Annotated in this window: 19 protein-coding genes; 10 read left to right on the top strand and 9 right to left on the bottom strand. The window is 55.6% G+C overall.

Annotated elements, in window-relative coordinates:
• The 7 genes from ftsQ to mutT all read left to right on the top strand — a co-directional run bounded on the left by ftsQ (position 1) and on the right by mutT (position 8,335).
• Positions 1–843 carry a cell division protein FtsQ gene (gene ftsQ, locus N6P30_RS02325; RefSeq protein ID WP_023293285.1) on the top strand — a complete coding sequence of 281 codons (843 nt, stop codon included), beginning with the start codon at positions 1–3 and terminating at the stop codon, positions 841–843.
• Positions 840–2,096 carry a cell division protein FtsA gene (gene ftsA, locus N6P30_RS02320; RefSeq protein ID WP_006173845.1) on the top strand — a complete coding sequence of 419 codons (1,257 nt, stop codon included), beginning with the start codon at positions 840–842 and terminating at the stop codon, positions 2,094–2,096. Before ftsQ ends, ftsA begins: the two co-directional genes overlap by 4 nt.
• A gap of 63 nt (positions 2,097–2,159) precedes the next feature.
• Positions 2,160–3,311: a cell division protein FtsZ gene (gene ftsZ / locus N6P30_RS02315; protein WP_008501978.1), complete on the top strand. Its 1,152-nt coding sequence runs from the start codon at positions 2,160–2,162 to the stop codon at positions 3,309–3,311.
• Positions 3,312–3,412: 101 nt separating this feature from the next.
• A complete protein-coding gene (gene lpxC, locus N6P30_RS02310; protein ID WP_008501977.1) occupies positions 3,413–4,330 on the top strand; it encodes a UDP-3-O-acyl-N-acetylglucosamine deacetylase in 918 nt (305 codons plus the stop codon).
• Positions 4,331–4,608: 278 nt separating this feature from the next.
• Entirely contained in the window at positions 4,609–5,112 is a 504-nt protein-coding gene (secM, locus tag N6P30_RS02305; RefSeq protein WP_072207144.1) for a secA translation cis-regulator SecM, read from the top strand.
• 58 nt (positions 5,113–5,170) lie between these two features.
• Complete coding sequence (gene secA, locus N6P30_RS02300; RefSeq protein ID WP_260629926.1) at positions 5,171–7,876, top strand: preprotein translocase subunit SecA; 2,706 nt, start codon at positions 5,171–5,173, stop codon at positions 7,874–7,876.
• 57 nt (positions 7,877–7,933) lie between these two features.
• Positions 7,934–8,335: an 8-oxo-dGTP diphosphatase MutT gene (mutT, locus tag N6P30_RS02295; protein WP_021240520.1), complete on the top strand. Its 402-nt coding sequence runs from the start codon at positions 7,934–7,936 to the stop codon at positions 8,333–8,335.
• A 25-nt stretch (positions 8,336–8,360) separates the two neighbouring features.
• Here the strand turns inward: mutT and yacG are convergent, their stop codons facing one another.
• Genes yacG through coaE form a run of 3 tightly spaced genes read right to left on the bottom strand, consistent with a single transcriptional unit; the run spans position 8,361 to position 9,928 of the window.
• Positions 8,361–8,555: a DNA gyrase inhibitor YacG gene (yacG, locus tag N6P30_RS02290; RefSeq protein ID WP_021240519.1), complete on the bottom strand. Its 195-nt coding sequence runs from the start codon at positions 8,553–8,555 to the stop codon at positions 8,361–8,363.
• A gap of 9 nt (positions 8,556–8,564) precedes the next feature.
• Entirely contained in the window at positions 8,565–9,308 is a 744-nt protein-coding gene (zapD, locus tag N6P30_RS02285) for a cell division protein ZapD (RefSeq protein WP_008501972.1), read from the bottom strand.
• Positions 9,308–9,928 carry a dephospho-CoA kinase gene (gene coaE / locus N6P30_RS02280; RefSeq protein ID WP_023293283.1) on the bottom strand — a complete coding sequence of 207 codons (621 nt, stop codon included), beginning with the start codon at positions 9,926–9,928 and terminating at the stop codon, positions 9,308–9,310. Before coaE ends, zapD begins: the two co-directional genes overlap by 1 nt.
• A 228-nt stretch (positions 9,929–10,156) precedes the next feature.
• Between coaE and N6P30_RS02275 the strand changes: the two genes are divergently transcribed.
• Complete coding sequence (locus N6P30_RS02275) at positions 10,157–11,200, top strand: GMP reductase (RefSeq protein WP_023293282.1); 1,044 nt, start codon at positions 10,157–10,159, stop codon at positions 11,198–11,200.
• 41 nt (positions 11,201–11,241) lie between these two features.
• Here N6P30_RS02275 and hofC read toward each other — a convergent pair whose 3' ends face one another.
• The 4 genes from hofC to nadC all read right to left on the bottom strand — a co-directional run bounded on the left by hofC (position 11,242) and on the right by nadC (position 15,314).
• Entirely contained in the window at positions 11,242–12,426 is a 1,185-nt protein-coding gene (gene hofC, locus N6P30_RS02270) for a protein transport protein HofC (RefSeq protein ID WP_023293281.1), read from the bottom strand.
• A complete protein-coding gene (gspE, locus tag N6P30_RS02265; protein WP_023293280.1) occupies positions 12,416–13,798 on the bottom strand; it encodes a type II secretion system protein GspE in 1,383 nt (460 codons plus the stop codon). Before gspE ends, hofC begins: the two co-directional genes overlap by 11 nt.
• A 10-nt stretch (positions 13,799–13,808) precedes the next feature.
• Complete coding sequence (gene ppdD / locus N6P30_RS02260) at positions 13,809–14,246, bottom strand: prepilin peptidase-dependent pilin (protein WP_023293279.1); 438 nt, start codon at positions 14,244–14,246, stop codon at positions 13,809–13,811.
• Between the two features lie 174 nt (positions 14,247–14,420).
• Positions 14,421–15,314: a carboxylating nicotinate-nucleotide diphosphorylase gene (gene nadC / locus N6P30_RS02255; RefSeq protein ID WP_021240514.1), complete on the bottom strand. Its 894-nt coding sequence runs from the start codon at positions 15,312–15,314 to the stop codon at positions 14,421–14,423.
• 87 nt (positions 15,315–15,401) lie between these two features.
• On the opposite strand from nadC, the gene ampD reads away from it, so the two are divergent.
• Both ampD and ampE read left to right on the top strand, forming a co-directional pair.
• Positions 15,402–15,953 (top strand): 1,6-anhydro-N-acetylmuramyl-L-alanine amidase AmpD, encoded by a 552-nt coding sequence (gene ampD / locus N6P30_RS02250; RefSeq protein ID WP_021240513.1) that lies wholly within the window; start codon positions 15,402–15,404, stop codon positions 15,951–15,953.
• A 9-nt stretch (positions 15,954–15,962) separates the two neighbouring features.
• Complete coding sequence (ampE, locus tag N6P30_RS02245; protein ID WP_008501964.1) at positions 15,963–16,817, top strand: beta-lactamase regulator AmpE; 855 nt, start codon at positions 15,963–15,965, stop codon at positions 16,815–16,817.
• Positions 16,818–16,835: 18 nt separating this feature from the next.
• Here ampE and N6P30_RS02240 read toward each other — a convergent pair whose 3' ends face one another.
• Together N6P30_RS02240 and N6P30_RS02235 are read right to left on the bottom strand one after the other, a co-directional pair.
• Complete coding sequence (locus N6P30_RS02240; RefSeq protein ID WP_023293276.1) at positions 16,836–17,786, bottom strand: family 43 glycosylhydrolase; 951 nt, start codon at positions 17,784–17,786, stop codon at positions 16,836–16,838.
• Positions 17,787–17,796: 10 nt separating this feature from the next.
• The gene (locus N6P30_RS02235; protein WP_023293275.1) at positions 17,797–19,194 is read right to left on the bottom strand and encodes a glycoside-pentoside-hexuronide (GPH):cation symporter; all 1,398 of its coding nucleotides are present in this window, start codon (positions 19,192–19,194) and stop codon (positions 17,797–17,799) included.
• Positions 19,195–19,316: the final 122 nt, after the last annotated feature.

Raw genomic sequence — 19,316 nt, 5'->3', positions numbered from 1 at the left:
ATGTCTCAGGCTGCATTGAACACGCGCAACCGCGATGACGAGGAAGAATACACCTCTTCACGCCGCAGTAATGGAACGCGTCTTGCAGGCATCATTTTCCTGCTCGGGGTGCTGTGCACCGTGTTTATCAGCGGCTGGATGGTCCTGGGCTGGATGGAAGATGCGCAGCGGTTGCCGCTTTCTAAGCTGGTGGTCACCGGTGAGCGTCACTACACGCGTAACGACGATATTCGCCAGTCAATACTGGCGCTGGGCTCGCCTGGCACCTTTATGACGCAGGACGTCAATATTATCCAGAGCCAGATTGAACGTCTGCCATGGATAAAACAGGCGAGCGTAAGAAAGCAATGGCCTGATGAATTGAAGATTCATCTGGTTGAATATGTGCCCATTGCGCGTTGGAATGATCAGCACATGGTTGACGTCGACGGAAATTCCTTCAGCGTCCCGGCCGATCGTGTCAACAAGCAAAATTTACCGATGTTGTATGGCCCTGAAGGCAGCGAAAACGAAGTGTTACAGGGTTTTCGTGAAATGGGTCAGGTGCTGGCGAAGGACAGGTTTACGTTAAAAGATGCTGCAATGACGGCGCGCCGCTCCTGGCAGCTTACGTTAACGAACGGCATTAAGCTCAACCTGGGACGCGGGGACACCATGAAGCGTCTGGCGCGTTTTGTCGAACTTTACCCGGTTTTACAGCAGCAGGCACAGACTGACGGCAAACGGATAAGCTACGTTGATTTGCGCTATGACTCAGGCGCAGCAGTCGGTTGGGTACCGGCTCCGGTCGAGGAACCTAATCAGCAACAGAATCAGGCACAGGTACAGGCAGAACAACAATGATCAAGGCGACGGACAGAAAACTGGTAGTTGGACTGGAGATTGGCACCGCGAAGGTTGCCGCTTTAGTAGGGGAAGTTCTGCCCGACGGTATGGTCAATATCATTGGCGTGGGCAGTTGCCCGTCACGTGGTATGGATAAAGGTGGGGTAAACGATCTTGAATCGGTGGTGAAATGCGTCCAGCGCGCCATCGATCAGGCTGAATTGATGGCAGATTGCCAGATTTCTTCTGTCTATCTTGCCCTTTCTGGTAAGCACATTAGCTGCCAGAACGAAATCGGCATGGTGCCGATTTCCGAAGAGGAAGTGACGCAGGAAGACGTTGAAAACGTTGTGCATACGGCGAAGTCCGTGCGTGTTCGCGATGAGCATCGCGTATTGCACGTGATCCCGCAGGAATATGCGATTGACTACCAGGAAGGGATCAAAAACCCGGTTGGTCTGTCAGGCGTTCGTATGCAGGCAAAAGTGCACCTGATCACATGTCACAACGATATGGCGAAGAACATTGTAAAAGCCGTTGAACGTTGTGGCCTTAAAGTTGACCAACTTATTTTCGCCGGTCTGGCGGCAAGTTATTCCGTGCTGACCGAAGATGAACGTGAACTGGGTGTCTGTGTGGTCGATATTGGTGGTGGTACAATGGACATGGCCGTGTATACCGGCGGTGCGCTGCGCCACACCAAAGTGATCCCGTACGCAGGGAACGTCGTGACCAGCGATATTGCTTACGCTTTTGGTACGCCACCGAGCGATGCAGAAGCGATTAAAGTGCGCCACGGCTGTGCGCTGGGTTCTATCGTTGGCAAAGATGAGAGCGTTGAAGTGCCAAGCGTCGGTGGTCGTCCACCGCGCAGCCTGCAGCGCCAGACGTTGGCTGAGGTGATTGAGCCGCGCTATACCGAGCTGCTCAACCTGGTCAACGAAGAAATTTTACAGTTACAGGAACAGCTTCGTCAGCAGGGTGTTAAACATCATCTTGCGGCGGGGATTGTATTAACCGGCGGTGCAGCGCAAATTGAAGGTCTTGCGGCCTGTGCGCAGCGCGTCTTCCATACGCAGGTACGTATTGGGGCGCCGCTGAATATTACCGGTTTAACGGATTATGCTCAGGAGCCGTATTATTCAACGGCTGTGGGCCTGCTCCACTACGGGAAGGAATCTCATCTCAGTGGTGAAGCGGAAGTGGAAAAACGCGTCTCAGTGGGGTCGTGGGTCAAACGACTGAACAACTGGTTGCGAAAAGAGTTTTAATTTTTTTAAGAGACCGGAGAGAATTAGCGGTCTCGGGCGACAGGCACAACGGAGAGAGAAATTATGTTTGAACCTATGGAACTGACCAACGACGCGGTGATTAAAGTCATCGGCGTCGGTGGCGGCGGCGGTAACGCCGTAGAGCATATGGTGCGTGAACGCATTGAAGGTGTTGAATTCTTCGCGGTTAACACCGATGCGCAGGCACTGCGTAAGACGGCGGTAGGCCAGACTATCCAGATCGGCGGTGGCATCACCAAAGGGCTGGGAGCTGGGGCTAACCCGGAAGTGGGTCGCAATGCGGCTGAAGAAGATCGTGAAGCCCTGCGCGCTGCACTGGAAGGTGCGGACATGGTCTTCATCGCAGCAGGTATGGGTGGCGGTACCGGTACTGGCGCAGCACCTGTTGTGGCTGAAGTTGCTAAAGATTTAGGTATTCTGACCGTTGCTGTCGTGACCAAGCCTTTCAATTTCGAAGGCAAGAAGCGTATGGCCTTCGCGGAGCAGGGTATCACCGAGCTGTCCAAGCATGTGGACTCGCTGATCACCATCCCGAACGACAAACTGTTGAAAGTTCTGGGTCGCGGTATCTCCCTGCTGGACGCCTTCGGTGCAGCAAACGACGTGCTGAAAGGCGCGGTTCAGGGTATCGCTGAACTGATTACCCGTCCTGGCCTGATGAACGTTGACTTTGCAGACGTTCGCACCGTGATGTCCGAAATGGGCTACGCGATGATGGGCTCTGGCGTGGCGAGCGGTGAAGACCGTGCAGAAGAAGCGGCTGAAATGGCTATCTCTTCTCCACTGCTGGAAGATATCGACCTGTCTGGTGCGCGCGGCGTGCTGGTCAACATTACCGCTGGCTTTGACCTGCGTCTGGATGAGTTCGAAACCGTGGGTAACACCATCCGTGCGTTCGCCTCTGACAACGCTACCGTGGTAATCGGTACTTCGCTTGACCCTGAAATGAACGACGAGCTGCGTGTTACCGTTGTTGCAACCGGTATCGGTATGGACAAGCGTCCTGAGATCACCTTAGTGACCAACAAGCAGACTCAGCAACCGGTAATGGATCGTTACCAGCAGCACGGTATGTCTCCGCTGACTCAGGAGCAGAAACCGGCCGCGAAAGTGGTGAACGACCCAACGCCGCAAACGGCGAAAGAGCCAGATTATCTGGATATCCCGGCGTTCCTGCGTAAGCAAGCTGATTAAGAATTGGCTGGAATTAGGGGATTTGCGCTCTTTGTGCTAAACTGGCCCACCGTTAGTGATATACACTCTCGGTTGGATAGTTAATTTGGCGAGATTATACGATGATCAAACAAAGGACACTTAAACGTATCGTTCAGGCGACGGGTGTCGGTTTACATACCGGCAAGAAAGTCACGCTGACGTTACGCCCTGCGCCGGCCAATACCGGGGTCATCTATCGTCGCACCGACTTGAATCCACCGGTAGATTTTCCGGCCGATGCCAAATCTGTGCGTGATACTATGCTCTGTACTTGTCTGGTGAACGAGCATGACGTGCGGATTTCTACCGTAGAGCACCTGAACGCCGCCCTGGCGGGTCTGGGTATCGACAACATTATTGTTGAAGTCGATGCGCCAGAAATCCCGATTATGGATGGCAGTGCTGCACCGTTCGTCTATCTGTTACTGGATGCTGGCATCGAAGAACTGAACTGCGCTAAGAAATTTGTCCGCATCAAAGAGACCGTTCGCGTCGAAGATGGCGACAAGTGGGCTGAATTTAAACCGTACAATGGTTTCTCGTTGGACTTTACCATCGACTTTAACCATCCGGCGATTGATTCCAGCACCCAGCGCTATGCGATGAACTTCTCTGCCGATGCGTTTATGCGCCAGATCAGCCGAGCCCGTACGTTTGGCTTCATGCGTGATATCGAATATCTGCAGTCCCGCGGCCTGTGCCTGGGCGGCAGCTTCGATTGTGCCATCGTTGTTGACGATTATCGCGTACTGAACGAAGACGGCCTGCGTTTCGAAGATGAATTCGTTCGTCACAAAATGCTGGACGCTATCGGCGACCTGTTCATGTGTGGTCACAACATCATTGGTGCATTTACCGCGTTCAAATCCGGTCATGCGCTGAACAACAAACTGTTGCAGGCCGTCCTGGCAAAACAGGAAGCCTGGGAATATGTGACCTTCGAAGACGAAGCAGAATTGCCGTTGGCTTTCAAAGCGCCAAGCATGGTTCTGGCGTAACGGTTCACGCCGTTTCGTAAAAAATCGACTGGTTAACCTGGTACTCTCTCCGGCCAGGAAGACCAGTCGTTTTTATTTTTACCCTTCTTTGTTTGCCCCTGCGTTATTTCTAGTCTGTCTTGCGCAGAAAGTGTGTGCGTTAGCTGCATTCTTGACCGTTTTTCCCCGCGGCGGCGCCTCATTCCTGCTGATGTGTATTGGCTTTAGTGGTAATATCTGGGCGCTTAAAAAAATAACTGAAGATAGCCTGTAACAGGCTGGCTTATGTGGTGGAGCAAGTGAGCGGAATACTGACGCGCTGGCGACAATTTGGCAGACGTTACTTCTGGCCGCATCTCTTATTAGGGATGGTCGCGGCGAGTTTCGGCTTGCCTGCGCTCAGCAACGGTGCCGAAGCGGCGACGCCGACGAAGACCTCTACCAGCAAACACGATCTCAATACGCGGGTTAACTTTACAAATCTCGCCTGGCTTGAAGCCAGTCGCCGCCCGAATTTCTCCGTTGATTACTGGCACCAGCACGCTATCCGCACGGTTATCCGCCATCTCTCCTTCGCGATGGCGCCGCAGGCAATGCCTGTTGCGGAAGAGGCGCTGCCGGTGCAGGCGCAGCATCTTGCCCTGCTGGACACGCTCAACGCGCTGCTCACGCAGGACAGCCAGCCGCCGGTTATGGTTCGCCAGACGGCGCAACGCGCGCTCGTTCCTCCTGTTTCATTCTCTGTTTCAACCTGGATTAGCCAGGTTCACGGCATTCGCGCCGGGCCTCAACGCCTCAGCTAAATTAACTTTTTCAATACCTTAATTTATCTGCCCATGATGGGGCGTTTGAGAATTTATTATGCTAATCAAATTATTAACTAAAGTTTTTGGTAGTCGTAACGATCGTACCCTGCGCCGTATGCGCAAAGCTGTTGCCGTCATCAACGGTATGGAACCGGCGATGGAGAAGCTCTCTGATGATGAGCTGAAAGCGAAAACGGCGGAATTCCGTGCGCGTCTGGAAAAAGGTGAAACCTTAGAAAGCCTGATCCCGGAAGCATTTGCTGTCGTGCGTGAAGCAAGTAAGCGCGTGTTTGGCATGCGTCACTTCGACGTTCAGCTGCTGGGCGGGATGGTGCTTAACGAACGCTGCATCGCGGAGATGCGTACCGGTGAAGGTAAAACCCTGACCGCAACGCTGCCGGCTTACCTGAATGCGTTGACCGGTAAAGGCGTTCACGTCGTTACCGTCAACGACTATCTGGCGCAGCGTGACGCCGAAAACAACCGTCCACTGTTCGAATTCCTCGGCATGACCGTCGGCATCAACATGTCTGGCCTGCCTGCACCAGCCAAGCGTGAAGCGTATAACGCGGACATTACCTACGGTACCAACAACGAATACGGCTTCGACTACCTGCGTGACAACATGGCGTTCAGCCCCGAAGAGCGCGTCCAGCGTAAGCTGCACTACGCGCTGGTGGATGAGGTGGACTCCATCCTGATCGATGAAGCGCGTACTCCGCTTATCATCTCCGGCCCGGCTGAAGACAGCTCCGAGATGTACCGTAAGGTCGACAAAATCATTCCACACCTGCTGCGCCAGGAGAAAGAAGACTCGGATACCTTCCAGGGTGAAGGTCACTTCTCCGTGGATGAAAAAGCGCGCCAGGTGAACCTGACCGAGCGTGGTCTGGTGAAAATCGAAGAGCTGCTGGTGGCTGAAGGCATTATGGAAGAGGGCGAGTCTCTGTACTCTCCGAGCAACATCATGCTGATGCACCACGTGACCGCCGCGCTGCGTGCCCACGCGCTGTTCACCCGCGACGTCGACTACATCGTAAAAGACGGCGAAGTGATCATTGTCGATGAGCACACCGGTCGTACCATGCAGGGACGTCGCTGGTCAGACGGTCTGCACCAGGCTGTAGAAGCCAAAGAAGGCGTGGATATTCAAAACGAAAACCAGACGCTGGCGTCTATCACCTTCCAGAACTACTTCCGTCTGTACGAGAAGCTGGCGGGCATGACCGGTACAGCCGATACCGAAGCGTTTGAATTCAGCTCTATCTACAAGCTGGATACCGTGGTCGTTCCAACCAACCGTCTGATGATCCGTAAGGATATGCCGGACCTGGTGTACATGACCGAAGCGGAAAAAATTCAGGCGATCATCGAAGACATTCGCGAGCGTACTGCTAAAGGCCAGCCGGTTCTGGTGGGGACCATCTCCATTGAAAAATCCGAAGTGGTTTCTCACGAGCTGACGAAAGCGGGCATCAAGCACAACGTACTGAACGCCAAATTCCACGCCAAAGAAGCGGATATTGTTGCGCAGGCAGGTTATCCGGCTGCGGTAACCATCGCCACCAACATGGCGGGTCGTGGTACCGACATTATGCTGGGCGGTAGCTGGCAGGCCGAAGTGGCTGAGCTGGAAAACCCAACGCCTGAACAGATTGCGCAGATCAAGGCCGACTGGCAGGTGCGTCATGACGCGGTGCTGGCATCCGGCGGTCTGCACATTATCGGTACCGAGCGTCACGAATCGCGTCGTATCGATAACCAGCTGCGTGGTCGTGCGGGTCGTCAGGGTGATGCCGGTTCTTCCCGCTTCTATCTGTCGATGGAAGATGCGCTGATGCGTATTTTCGCCTCCGACCGCGTGTCCGGCATGATGCGCAAGCTGGGCATGAAGCCGGGCGAAGCTATTGAGCACCCGTGGGTCACCAAAGCGATCGCGAACGCACAGCGTAAAGTGGAAAGCCGCAACTTCGATATTCGTAAGCAGCTGCTGGAATACGATGACGTGGCTAACGACCAGCGTCGTGCGATCTACACCCAGCGTAACGAACTGCTGGACGTGTCCGACGTGAGCGAAACCATCAACAGCATTCGCGAAGATGTGTTTAAAGCCACGATTGATGCGCACATTCCGCCGCAGTCTCTGGAAGAGATGTGGGACATCGAAGGCCTGCAGGAACGCCTGAAAAACGACTTTGACCTCGATCTGCCTATCAAAGAGTGGCTGGATAAAGAGCCTGAGCTGCACGAAGAGACCCTGCGCGAGCGTATCTACGAAACCGCGCTGGACGTCTACAAGCGCAAGGAAGAAGTGGTTGGCGCTGAAATGATGCGTCACTTCGAAAAAGGCGTGATGCTGCAGACGCTGGACTCCCTGTGGAAAGAGCACCTGGCGGCGATGGACTACCTGCGTCAGGGTATCCACCTGCGTGGCTATGCGCAGAAAGATCCGAAGCAGGAATACAAGCGTGAGTCCTTCTCCATGTTTGCCTCTATGCTTGAGTCGCTGAAGTATGAAGTCATCAGCACCCTGAGCAAGGTTCAGGTGCGTATGCCGGAAGAGGTGGAAGCGATGGAACAGCAGCGTCGTGAAGAAGCCGAGCGTCTGGCACAAATGCAACAGCTGAGCCATCAGACCGACGACAGCGAAGCCGCAGCGGCGATCGCCGCGCAAACCGGCGATCGTAAAGTGGGTCGTAACGATCCATGCCCGTGCGGTTCTGGTAAAAAGTACAAGGCGTGCCACGGCCGTCTGAGCTAAGTTCATAAAAAAACAAAAAGGCGCAGATTTCTGCGCCTTTTTTATGGAAGTGACAATATGAAAATACTGCAAATTGCCGTCGGGATTATTCGCAACCCGCAAAACCAAATCTTTATCACCCAGCGCGCTGCCGACGCCCATATGGCGAACAAATGGGAGTTTCCTGGCGGAAAAATTGAGGCCGGTGAAACCCCGGAAGCGGCGCTGGTTCGCGAGCTTCAGGAGGAGGTGGGGATCACCCCGCTTGGCGCAACGCTGTTTGATAAGCTTGAATACCAGTTTCCGGACAGACACATCACGCTGTGGTTCTGGCTGGTGGAAAACTGGGAAGGTGAACCCTGGGGGAAAGAGGGGCAGCCGGGTAACTGGGTGGAGCTTCAGGCAAGTGATGCCGAAAAATTCCCGCCAGCTAATGAGCCTGTGATCCTGCGGTTAGTCGAACAACCGAAGGCCTGCTAAGCGACGCGCCAGCAGGCTTTACAGATTACTGCTGGCTTTCACTCCAGTCATCGCTGTCCGAAAGATCGCCTTTACTCGGAATGCGTTTCTCTTCCGCCGCCCATTCGCCCAGGTCAATAAGCTGGCAGCGTTTGCAGCAGAATGGGCGGAACGGACTCACTTCGCCCCAGACAACGGTTTTGCCACAGGTCGGGCAGTTTACGGTGGTGACATCAGACATCGGCACTCCTTAACAACAGGCCAGTTCAAAATCGAGGCGTTCCGGCACGGTGCCATTTTCGCTGTCCAGCGGCATAAAGCGAATCGCAAAGCGGCTCTTATGCCCGGAAATTTGCGGATAAAGCTGTTCGCCAAGCGATAAATTCAGGCGCAGAAGATCGGCATCATCACCGTTGTCCTGGTAGAAACCGTTCAGGCTGGTTTGCTTGCGGAACGGCGCTGAGTTACGGATTAGATCGAGGATCAGCGACAGCGTCTGGTGCATCGGCTCCAGGCTTGCCAGCCAGCTGTTCACCTGCGCGTCACGCTGCGCTTGTGGCATATGGAGCCACATATGCAGCGTCGGCAGGTCGAAGCTGCAGCAACCGCCAGGGATGCTCAGGCGCTGGCGCACCAGGCCAATCAGGCGGTCCTCACGCAAAAACTGCCCGACGCGCGGTGCGGCCATCAGGATGCTGCTGCTGGTTTTAAGCTGCTGACGAAGGGAATCGATACGGCTTACGTCCACCCCCGGAACCTCAGCCCATGCCTGCAATTTACGCTGCTGGCGCTCCAGCTCTTTAAGCAATTCTGTGCGGACATCGCCGCGTTCAATCACATCCAGCAGATCGCCTACATTGCGGAAGAAGTGCAACGCCGTAGCGTGATCGTTAACCGGCAGATGTTGTGAAAGCTGCTGAATGAGGAATTCGATGCGTAGCCAGGTACGCATTTTTTCGTTGAGCGGATGCTCAAAAAGGATGTGAGTCGACATTATGGTTTTTCCTGTGCAACGGCCTGCCCGGCTAACGTCAGATACTGCGCGTGCAGACGGGCAACATCCGATGCAATAGCATCTGGTGCGCCGTTATTATCAATAACATCATCCGCCACGGCAAGGCGCTGAGCGCGCGTGGCCTGAGCGGCGAGAATATGTTCAGCATGCTCGCGCGAGACGTGGTCTCGCATCATGGTTCTCTGGATTTGCGTCTCGGGTGTGACATCAATCACCAGTACCCGATCAGCTTTCTGATGCAGCTGATTTTCCACCAGCAGCGGAACCACCCACAAGACATAGGGCGAGCGGGCTTCGGCTATCTGACGCTGTGTTTCCTGGTGGATAATGGGATGGAGCAGGGCATTAAGCCAGGCTTTTTCCGCTGAATCGGAAAAAATGCATTCGCGAAGCTGACGGCGATTTAGCGTGCCATCGGCATTGATGATTGCCTGGCCAAAATGTTCTGCGATGGCCTTAAGCGCGGGTGTATTGGGCTCTACCACCTGGCGGGCAATAATATCGGCATCGATAATCGTGATACCCAAACGAGAAAACGCGTCTGCAACGGTACTTTTGCCACTACCGATGCCACCGGTTAATGCAACGATATACCCCATTAAATCAAATCCTGGGAATTATTCATTATTAAAATCAGTTGATTAAAACTCTCAGGTGCGCCAGCAACTGTTTAGCCCTGTTTACCGGCTTTTTACCAGGTAAATTTATAGGATTGTAGCGTAAAAAAAGAGAATTTCGCAGTCTTGCGGAGCAGGTATTAGTGCGTATGATAGCGTCACTGGAGTTGTGCTTTTAACATATTTGCCTCTAACCCCAGGAATCCGCACATGCGTATCGAAGAAGATCTGAAGTTAGGTTTCAAAGACGTTCTTATCCGCCCTAAACGCTCTACACTGAAAAGTCGCTCAGACGTTGAACTCGAACGTCAATTCACCTTTAAGCATTCCGGTCAGACCTGGTCTGGCGTGCCGATCATCGCTGCCAACATGGATACTGTGGGAACCTTTGAGATGGCAACCGCGCTGGCACAGTTCGACATCCTCACCGCCGTACACAAACATTACAGCCCTGAAGAGTGGGATGCGTTTGTGGCGTCCGCCTCTGCTGATGTGGTGAAGCACGTGATGGTCTCCACCGGCACCTCCGATGCGGATTTCGAGAAGACCAAACAGATCCTGAAGGCTAACCCGGCGCTGAACTTCGTTTGTATTGATGTGGCGAACGGTTACTCCGAGCACTTCGTACAGTTCGTCAGCAAGGCGCGTGAGGCCTGGCCGACGAAAACCATCATCGCGGGCAACGTGGTGACCGGTGAAATGTGTGAAGAGCTGATCCTCTCCGGTGCCGATATCGTGAAAGTGGGCATCGGTCCGGGCTCCGTATGCACCACGCGCGTCAAAACCGGCGTCGGTTATCCGCAGCTCTCTGCCGTCATTGAATGTGCCGATGCGGCGCACGGTCTGGGCGGCCAGATCATCAGCGACGGTGGTTGCACCATGCCGGGTGATGTTGCAAAGGCCTTCGGCGGCGGCGCGGACTTCGTGATGCTCGGCGGCATGCTGGCAGGCCATGAAGAGAGCGGCGGTACCGTAGTAGAAGAGAACGGCGAGAAATTTATGCTGTTCTACGGTATGAGCTCTGAGTCTGCGATGACCCGTCACGTCGGCGGCGTGGCAAAATACCGTGCGGCAGAAGGTAAAACCGTCAAGCTGCCTCTGCGCGGTCCGGTTGAAAACACCGCACGCGATATCCTCGGCGGCCTGCGCTCTGCCTGCACCTACGTTGGCGCCTCCCGCCTGAAAGAGCTGACAAAGCGTACGACGTTTATTCGCGTTCAGGAACAAGAAAACCGCGTATTCAACAGCCTGTAATGGCTATCGCTGGCGCATGCCCGTGCGCCAGCCCTGTTGTACTATCCCGCGCTCATTGCATCTCCCAGGTGGAATATCGGCAGGTACATTGCCACCACCAGCGTACCGATAATGACCCCCGTCACTATCAGAAGCACTGGCTCCAGAAGCGCCGCCAGATTCTCTGCACGTTGAAAGGTCTGTTCCGTATGATGGCGGGCAAGGTTTGCCAGCATGATATCCAGCGCACCTGACATTTCACCGGTTCGTAAAAGCTGAACACAGAGCGGGGTAAAGATTGCCGCTCTTTGAAAGGATGACCAGACGGGAAGGCCTTTTTCAATGTCCTCCCGCACGCCGCGCAGTATTCCCTGCCAGTACTGACTTTCAACGGTCTCCTCGGCACTCTCCAGGCCCTGTAAAAAGGGGATACCCGCCTGTTGCGTGAGTGACAGCACGGTAAAGACGTGTCCCAGCTTTTGACCTTTTGCCAGTGCGCCCATCACGGGCGTATGCAGCAGGATGCACTGCCAGCGAGGATTCTGCCGCAGAGCCCAGGCGACGGCTAAGGGGGCTAATAGCAGGGTGAACAACGCAAGGGCATATGACTGCATAAAGGCGGCCATCCCCATAACCATCTGTGTCAGCACGGGAAGCGGGGTATTAAACGTTTTGTAGATCGCGGCAAATTCGGGCAGGACCAGAGTGACCATCGCCAGCACGACGAGCACAGCCAGCGTCAGGACGATCGCCGGGTAGCGCAGCGCCTTTTTCACTTTTGCACTGAGCTGCTGCTGCGCTTTTTGTTGCTGCGCGAGCTGACGACAGCACACCTCCAGCTTCCCGGTCAGCTCTCCGGTTTTCACCATCGAGACATGCAGCGGGCTAAAAACGGCTGGCCACTTTTTTAGCGACTCAGAAAACGGGCATCCTTCACTGAGCTCATCGGCAATGCTTTGCAGCAGCGCCTGCCACGGTTTTAACGGATGTTGCTCTGCCAGCATTTGCAGGCTGTGGGACAGCGTCAGCCCAGCCTGCAGCAGCGAGGCGAGCTGATGAAACATCTCGTCGCAGTCGTGTGGCCGCCAGCGCTGTCGCTGCGCGCATCGGGTTAGCGTCAGAGGATGGAGGTCGTTACGCATCAGCCGGGTGAAGGCCGCATTGCGGTCTGTGGCCCAGAGTGTCCCGCTTCGGGGTTCTCCATCTTTGGTGAGCGCACGCCAGCGCCAGAGCTGATTAGCCGCCATTGGGCATTCCCAGGACGCGCAACAACTCTTCAATCGTGGTTAGCCCTTGTTCGACGGCCCTGCAGCCGTGTTCAAAAAGAGAAACCATCCCCGCCTGCCGGGCGCTCGCCTCTATGACGTCAGTTCCCGCCCCGCTGGCAATGGCCTGCCGCAGGGCATTGTCGATGGCGAGTACTTCAAAAATGGCCACGCGGCCATAAAAGCCGTGATAACAGCGATCGCAGCCGGTGGGCTGCCAGCGTGGAAGCGGCCTGGGCCATACTGTGCGAGGTAGTTGAGCCTGATCGCGGGTTTCCCGGCGACAATGTGGGCACAAACGCCGGACCAGTCGCTGGGCAATCACCATCGTCAGCGCGGAAGAAATCATCCAGCGCGCGACGCCCATCTGCTCCAGGCGAATGAGCGTTTCCGTCGTCGAGTTGGTGTGCAGGGTCGACAGTACCAGATGCCCGGTCTGGGCAGCATTAATGGCAATCCCGGCCGTTTCTCCGTCACGGATTTCGCCGACCATAATGATGTCGGGATCCTGACGTAGCAGTGCGCGCAGCACGTTCTGGAAGGTTAAACCCGCCCGGGGATTAATCTGCGTCTGGTTTAATCCGGCAAGGGGGATCTCAATAGGATCTTCCACGCTGCAGATGTTGACGTCAGGGGTGTTACGCGACTGCAGCGCGCTGTACAGCGTCACGGTTTTGCCGCTGCCGGTAGGGCCGGTGACCAGAATCAGCCCCTGCGGCTGGTGGAGAACCGCATTAAAACAGGCCAATTGTTCAGCATCCATGCCAAGCGCGTTCGGCTCAAGGGCCTGCCGAACCTGATGCAGGAGGCGCAGCACAATTTTTTCGCCGCCGCTGCAGGGAAGCGTCGCGATCCGAAACGAGACCGGCTCATTGGCCAGTTCAATCGTAAACTGGCCGTCCTGAGGCAGCCGGCGTTCTGCAATATCCAGGTTACCCAGCACTTTTAAACGTGCGCTTAACAGGTTAGCCAGTTCAGCGGCAAGCGGAGGCTGCGGACAAAGTACGCCGTCGATACGTAAACGAATCTGGCACGCGTGCTCCATCGGTTCGATATGAATATCAGAGGCGCGCTGGTTGATTGCCTGCTGCAGCGTGTGGTTAAGGACATCTACCGTAGAGTGTGTTTGCGAAACGCCGGGCAGATGCGATTGAGACGTCAGCTGCCGGTGTTTTTCCATGCGCTCCGCGCTCCAGCACTCAATATCAATCCGTTTCTGGGTCGCGAAACGCAGCGCCTCCATGAGTTCGGCCGCGGGCTTTCCCACGACGGCAATGTTGATCCTCTCACTGTCGCTGGATAACAGCAGTGCGTGATGGCGAAGACAAAGCGCCACGAGTTGATCGGTATTCATTCTCCGCTCCTCAGTTATTGCTGAAGCGGAAAACGTCTTCGCAGGCCTGCTTCAGAGCGCTATCAGCACTGATGTTGCAGACGCGCGTCCAGCCCGTCATACCGTTACCATCGCTCCACTGCGGCGTCATGACCACTTCCAGCCCGTTAAGACTTTCCTGTCCTGTTAAGGTCACGATCCCTTTCGCTACGCTCATTCCGGAAACGTAGCGTGTCGTGGTGGGGGAAGGGATGCCGTTGCTGTTGGCATCGCAGCTCTCCACACCACCGTGATCCAGCGCGCAAAGTTCAATGGCGGTGCGGTAGGGAACGAAGGTTTGCAGCATATCGGTCAGCGCCGCTTTGCGCAGGTAGTTCTGATAGGCAGGTATGCCGATGGCGCTCAGAATCGCAATAATGCCGATGACCACCATCAGCTCAATAAGAGTGAATCCGTGTTGTCTGTTCATATCTGCTCCTTACGTTAAGTGGCGCTACTCTGTCAGCGCAAAAGGGCAGAAACGAGGGGCAAAAAAGGGAACGGGAAAGCGCGTTCAGAGAATTAATGCGGTGTTGCAGGAAAGAACAGCGGATTTGCGAGCGGGGCTGAAATTCCCCTCTCCAGGCGGAGAGGGGAGGAATCACTATTTAAAACGCATCGAGAGGTCGAGGGCGCGAACGTGCTTGGTCAGCGCGCCGACGGAGATGTAATCCACGCCGGTTTCGGCGAATTCACGGATCGTTTCGAAGGTGACGTTTCCGGAGACTTCGAGTTGGGCCCGGCCATTGGTCAGTTTTACCGCCTCACGCATCTGCTCGGTTTCGAAGTTATCGAGCATGATGATATCGGCCCCGGCCTTAATCGCCTGCTCCAGCTCGTCCAGGTTTTCCACTTCTACTTCAACCGGCACATCCGGATGCAGCCAGAAGGCCTTCTCCACCGCCTGACGTACGGAACCCGATGCAATAATGTGGTTCTCTTTAATCAGGAAAGCGTCGGACAGGCCCAGACGATGGTTTGCGCCGCCGCCGCAGAGCACCGCGTACTTCAGCGCCGTGCGCAGGCCCGGCAGCGTTTTGCGGGTATCCAGCAGCTGGGTTCGGGTGCCGGCCAGCAGGTCAACGTAACGACGCACTTCGCTGGCGACGCCAGAGAGCGTTTGTACAAAATTGAGCGCGGTACGTTCGCCGGTCAGCAAGACGCGGGAAGGGCCGTCCAGCTCGAACAGCGGCTGATTTGGCGTGACGCTATCGCCGTCCTCCACGTGCCATGTGACCTGCACATCATCACCCGCCAGCTGGGTAAAGACCTCTTCAACCCAGCGCTTACCGCAAAAAACCCCTTCTTCGCGGGTGATAATGACCGCGTGGGAGCGCGTCTCTTTCGGCAACAATTGTGCGGTAATATCTTTATCGGCATTGACGTCACCCCCCAGATCTTCTTTCAAAGCATGGGCAACGCTTGCCGGAATATCCATATTAATACGTTCCAGAAGCGCTTCACGTCGGTGGTCGGGGTTGTAGCGGCGAGGCGGCATGATAAAACTCCAAATTGGTAACGAATCATAATATTGAAACATGCTACTCTGAACCGAGTAACAGCACCATACATAAGGAGTTCCAGCATGTTGTTAGAAAACGGATGGCTGGTGGATGCGCGGCATGTGCCTTCGCCGCACCACGACTGCCGCCCGGAGGATGAAAAGCCCACACTGCTGGTGGTTCATAATATTAGTCTCCCGCCGGGGGAATTTGGCGGCCCGTGGATCGATGCGTTATTCACGGGAACGATAGATCCCGATGCCCATCCTTTCTTTGCTGAGATTGCGCATCTGCGCGTGTCGGCTCATTGCCTGATTCGTCGCGATGGTGAAGTGGTTCAGTATGTTCCCTTTGATAAGCGCGCCTGGCATGCCGGGGTATCGATGTATCACGGGCGCGAACGGTGCAACGATTTTTCTATCGGGATCGAACTGGAAGGCACGGATACCACGCCCTACACCGATTCACAGTATCAACAGCTAGCGGCTCTGACCCGCACGCTTATCGGACTTTACCCGGCCATCGCCGACAATATTACCGGGCACAGCGATATCGCTCCGGCGAGAAAAACCGATCCCGGCCCGGCATTTGACTGGCCGCGGTTCCGCGCCATGCTCACCGCGTCGTCAGAATAAGGAGATACCATGACGTTGTTTACCATGCTGCTGGTTATCATCGCTGAACGCCTGTTCAAGCTCGGTGAGCACTGGCATCTGGATCACCGGCTGGAGGTGTTATTCCGCCGTATCAAGCACTTTTCCATGCTGCGCACGCTGCTGATGATGGCGGGTGTGATGGTGATTACGTTCCTGCTGCTGCGCGCGCTGTATGGACTCTTTTTCAACGTGCCGCTGCTGGTGGTGTGGATCCTGCTCGGCGTGCTGTGCATTGGTGCGGGTAAGGTGCGTTTGCACTATCACGCGTACCTTAAAGCCGCCTCCCGTGACGATGCCCATGCGCGCAATGCCATGGCGAGCGAGCTGACGATGATCCACGGCGTGCCGCCGGACTGCGACGAGCGCGAGTTCCTGCGCGAACTGCAGAACGCGCTGCTGTGGATTAACTTCCGTTACTACCTGGCGCCGCTGTTCTGGTTTGTGGTGGGCGGTCCATGGGGACCGGTCTTGCTGATGGGGTATGCGTTCCTGCGCGCCTGGCAGACCTGGCTTGCTCGCTATCTGACGCCGCACGAGCGTTTGCTGTCCGGCATTGATGCCATCCTGCACGTGGTTGACTGGCTTCCGGTGCGTCTGGTGGGCGTGGTGTACGCGTTAATTGGCCACGGTGAAAAAGCGCTGCCCGCGTGGTTCGCCTCGCTTGCCGATCGCCATACGTCGCAGTATCAGGTGTTAACGCGTCTGGCGCAGTTCTCGCTGGCGCGCGAGCCGCATACCGATAAGATTGAAACGCCGAAAGCCGCTGTCTCCATGGCGAAGAAAACGTCGTTTGTGGTTGTGGTTATCGTGGCGCTGCTGACGATCTACGGCACGCTGGTGTAAGCCAGCGCGCCGTAACGATTAAAGCGTGTCCGCAGGCGGGATGCCGAAATCAGGCATCCCGTTTTCGTCCCAGCGGACGAGCTTCAGGCGGGTATGGCGGTTTGGATCGTACAGCGGATCGCCCTCAATTTCGGTGTAGTTCCGCGCGTGATACACCAGCACATCTTCCCCTTCCGGCGTTTGCGTAAAGCTGTTGTGTCCCGGGCCGTACTGGCGATTTTCGTAGCTGGTGGCGAATACGGGGCGCGGGAATTTGTGCCAGTTCAATGGGTTTTGCGGATCGGCATTCAGGTCTATCCACAGCAGCCCCATGCAGTAGTTCTCGTCGGTGGCGCTGGCGGAATAGCTGATAAACAGCTTATCGTCGTGAACCAACACTGCCGGGCCTTCGTTGACCCAAAACCCGCGACACTCCCAGTCATACTCCGGCTTGCTGAGCATCACAGGCTCGCCTTTCAGCGTCCACGGGTTCGCCATTTCGCACAGATAAAGGTTGGAGTTCCCGGAGATGTCCGGCGCTTTTTGCGCCCACAGATACCAGCGTTTTCCCTGATGCACAAAGGTGGTGGCGTCCAGGGCGAAGGTGTCGAACGGGGTTTTGATCTGGCCTTTTTCTACCCACCTGCCGGTGAGCGGATCGCTGTCGGTACATTCAATGGCAAACATGCGGTGCTGGAACATCCCGAGCGCGTCGAGCGCCTGGGTGTGCGTCGCGGCAAAATAGATATACCACTTTCCGTCAATGTGGTGCAGTTCCGGCGCCCATATCAGCTGGCTCATTGGGCCTGCGTCGGGTTTACGCCAGACCACCACCTCTGCGGCATGACGTAAGCCTTCCAGCGAGTCTGCACGGCGGATCGCCAGCCTGTCGTACTGCGGCACGGAGGCGATAAAGTAATATTGCCCATCGTGGCGCAGGATATACGGGTCGGCGCGTTGTTCAATAAACGGGTTTGGCCAGGTTTGCATTCGGCTTTCCTTATTTAGTCTCAGCGGCTTTCAGTTCCTGATACTCGTTCAGCTCGTGGTAGTTGTTGCGGCGTTTTTCCAGATCGAGCTGGATCTGCTTCATGGTTTCACGATCCACCTTCAGCAGGCGCACCACGCCCGCGGTAATCAAATAACCCACCCCCGGGATAACGGTAAACAGCAGCACAATCCCGTTGATGGCGTCTGCGCTTTGCGCTTTCGCCCCCGCGTCGTAGCCGTACCAGGAGAGCAGAAAACCGACCATCGCCCCGGCAATCGCCAGCCCCAGCTTCAGGAAGAAGATGTTGCCCGAGAAGCTGATGCCGGTGATGCGCTTCCCGGTTTTCCACTCGCCGTAGTCGTCCACGTCGGCCATCAGCGACCAGTGCAGCGGAGACGGGATCTGGTGCAGGATGTTCAGCAGGACGTAGAGCACCACGATGGTGACGGTCGCTTTCGGGTCGAAGAAATAAAAGGCGCAGGAGAAAATCGCCAGCACGATGTTGGTCCAGAAGAAGACCTTCAGCTTGCACCAGCGGTCGGTCAGCAATTTTGCCAGCACGCTGCCGAGCATCATGCCGACAACGCCCAGGCTGATAAACAGCGTGGCGAAATGGGTGCTCTGGCCCATCACCCAGGTGACGTAATACATGGTGGCCGCCATGCGGATAAAGCCCGGGCAGACGTTGCAGAGCGTCAGGAGCAGAATGCGCACCCACTGGTCGTTCTTCCACACGTCTTTCAGGTCGTTTTTCAGCTCGTCATTGGTCTGGACTGCCGGGCGCACGCGCTCGCGCACGGTGGCGAAGCAGAACAGGAACATGCAGGTGCCAATCAGCGCCAGCACGGTCATGGCCATCTGGTAGCCTTTGGCTTTGTTGTCCCCGCCAAACCAGTCTGCCATCGGCAGCAGCGTCAGGGATAGCAGCAGCGTGGCGATGCCGACCAGCACGAAGCGGTACGACTGGCAGGCCACACGTTCTTTTGGATCGTTAGTGATTACCCCGCCCAGCGAGCAGTAGGGGATGTTGATGGCGGTGTAGGTGAGCGACAGCAGGAAGTAGGTGACAAAGGCATAGATAACTTTGCTGTTATAGCTCCACTCTGGCGTGGTGAACATCAGGATGCTGAACAGCGCGTACGGGAAAGCGATCCAAAGCAGCCATGGACGAAAGCGGCCATATTTGCTGCGGGTGCGGTCGGCAATCGCGCCCATGATCGGGTCCGTAACGGCGTCAATCACGCGGACGGACAGCAGCAGCACGCCGACCAGCGCAGGGGCCAGACCAAAAATATCCGTATAAAAATAGTTAACAAACAGCATGATGGCGCCGAAGATGATGTTACATCCGGCGTCGCCCATCCCATAGCCGATCTTTTCTTTTACTGACAGCTTTGCGTTATCCATAGACTGCTCTCCGGGTTACGGTATGGAGAGAATTATTTGCTGGCGAAGGGATATATGCGTTGCAGTATCAGGGCGGTGATATGGATAAATGCGCTGTGGGCGTGAAAGTGTGAAGGAGGTAA

This window comes from Enterobacter sp. PL1 (assembly GCF_945957325.1).
Classification (GTDB): Bacteria; Pseudomonadota; Gammaproteobacteria; order Enterobacterales; family Enterobacteriaceae; genus Enterobacter; species Enterobacter roggenkampii.
This window is presented reverse-complemented; position numbering and strand designations above follow the sequence as displayed.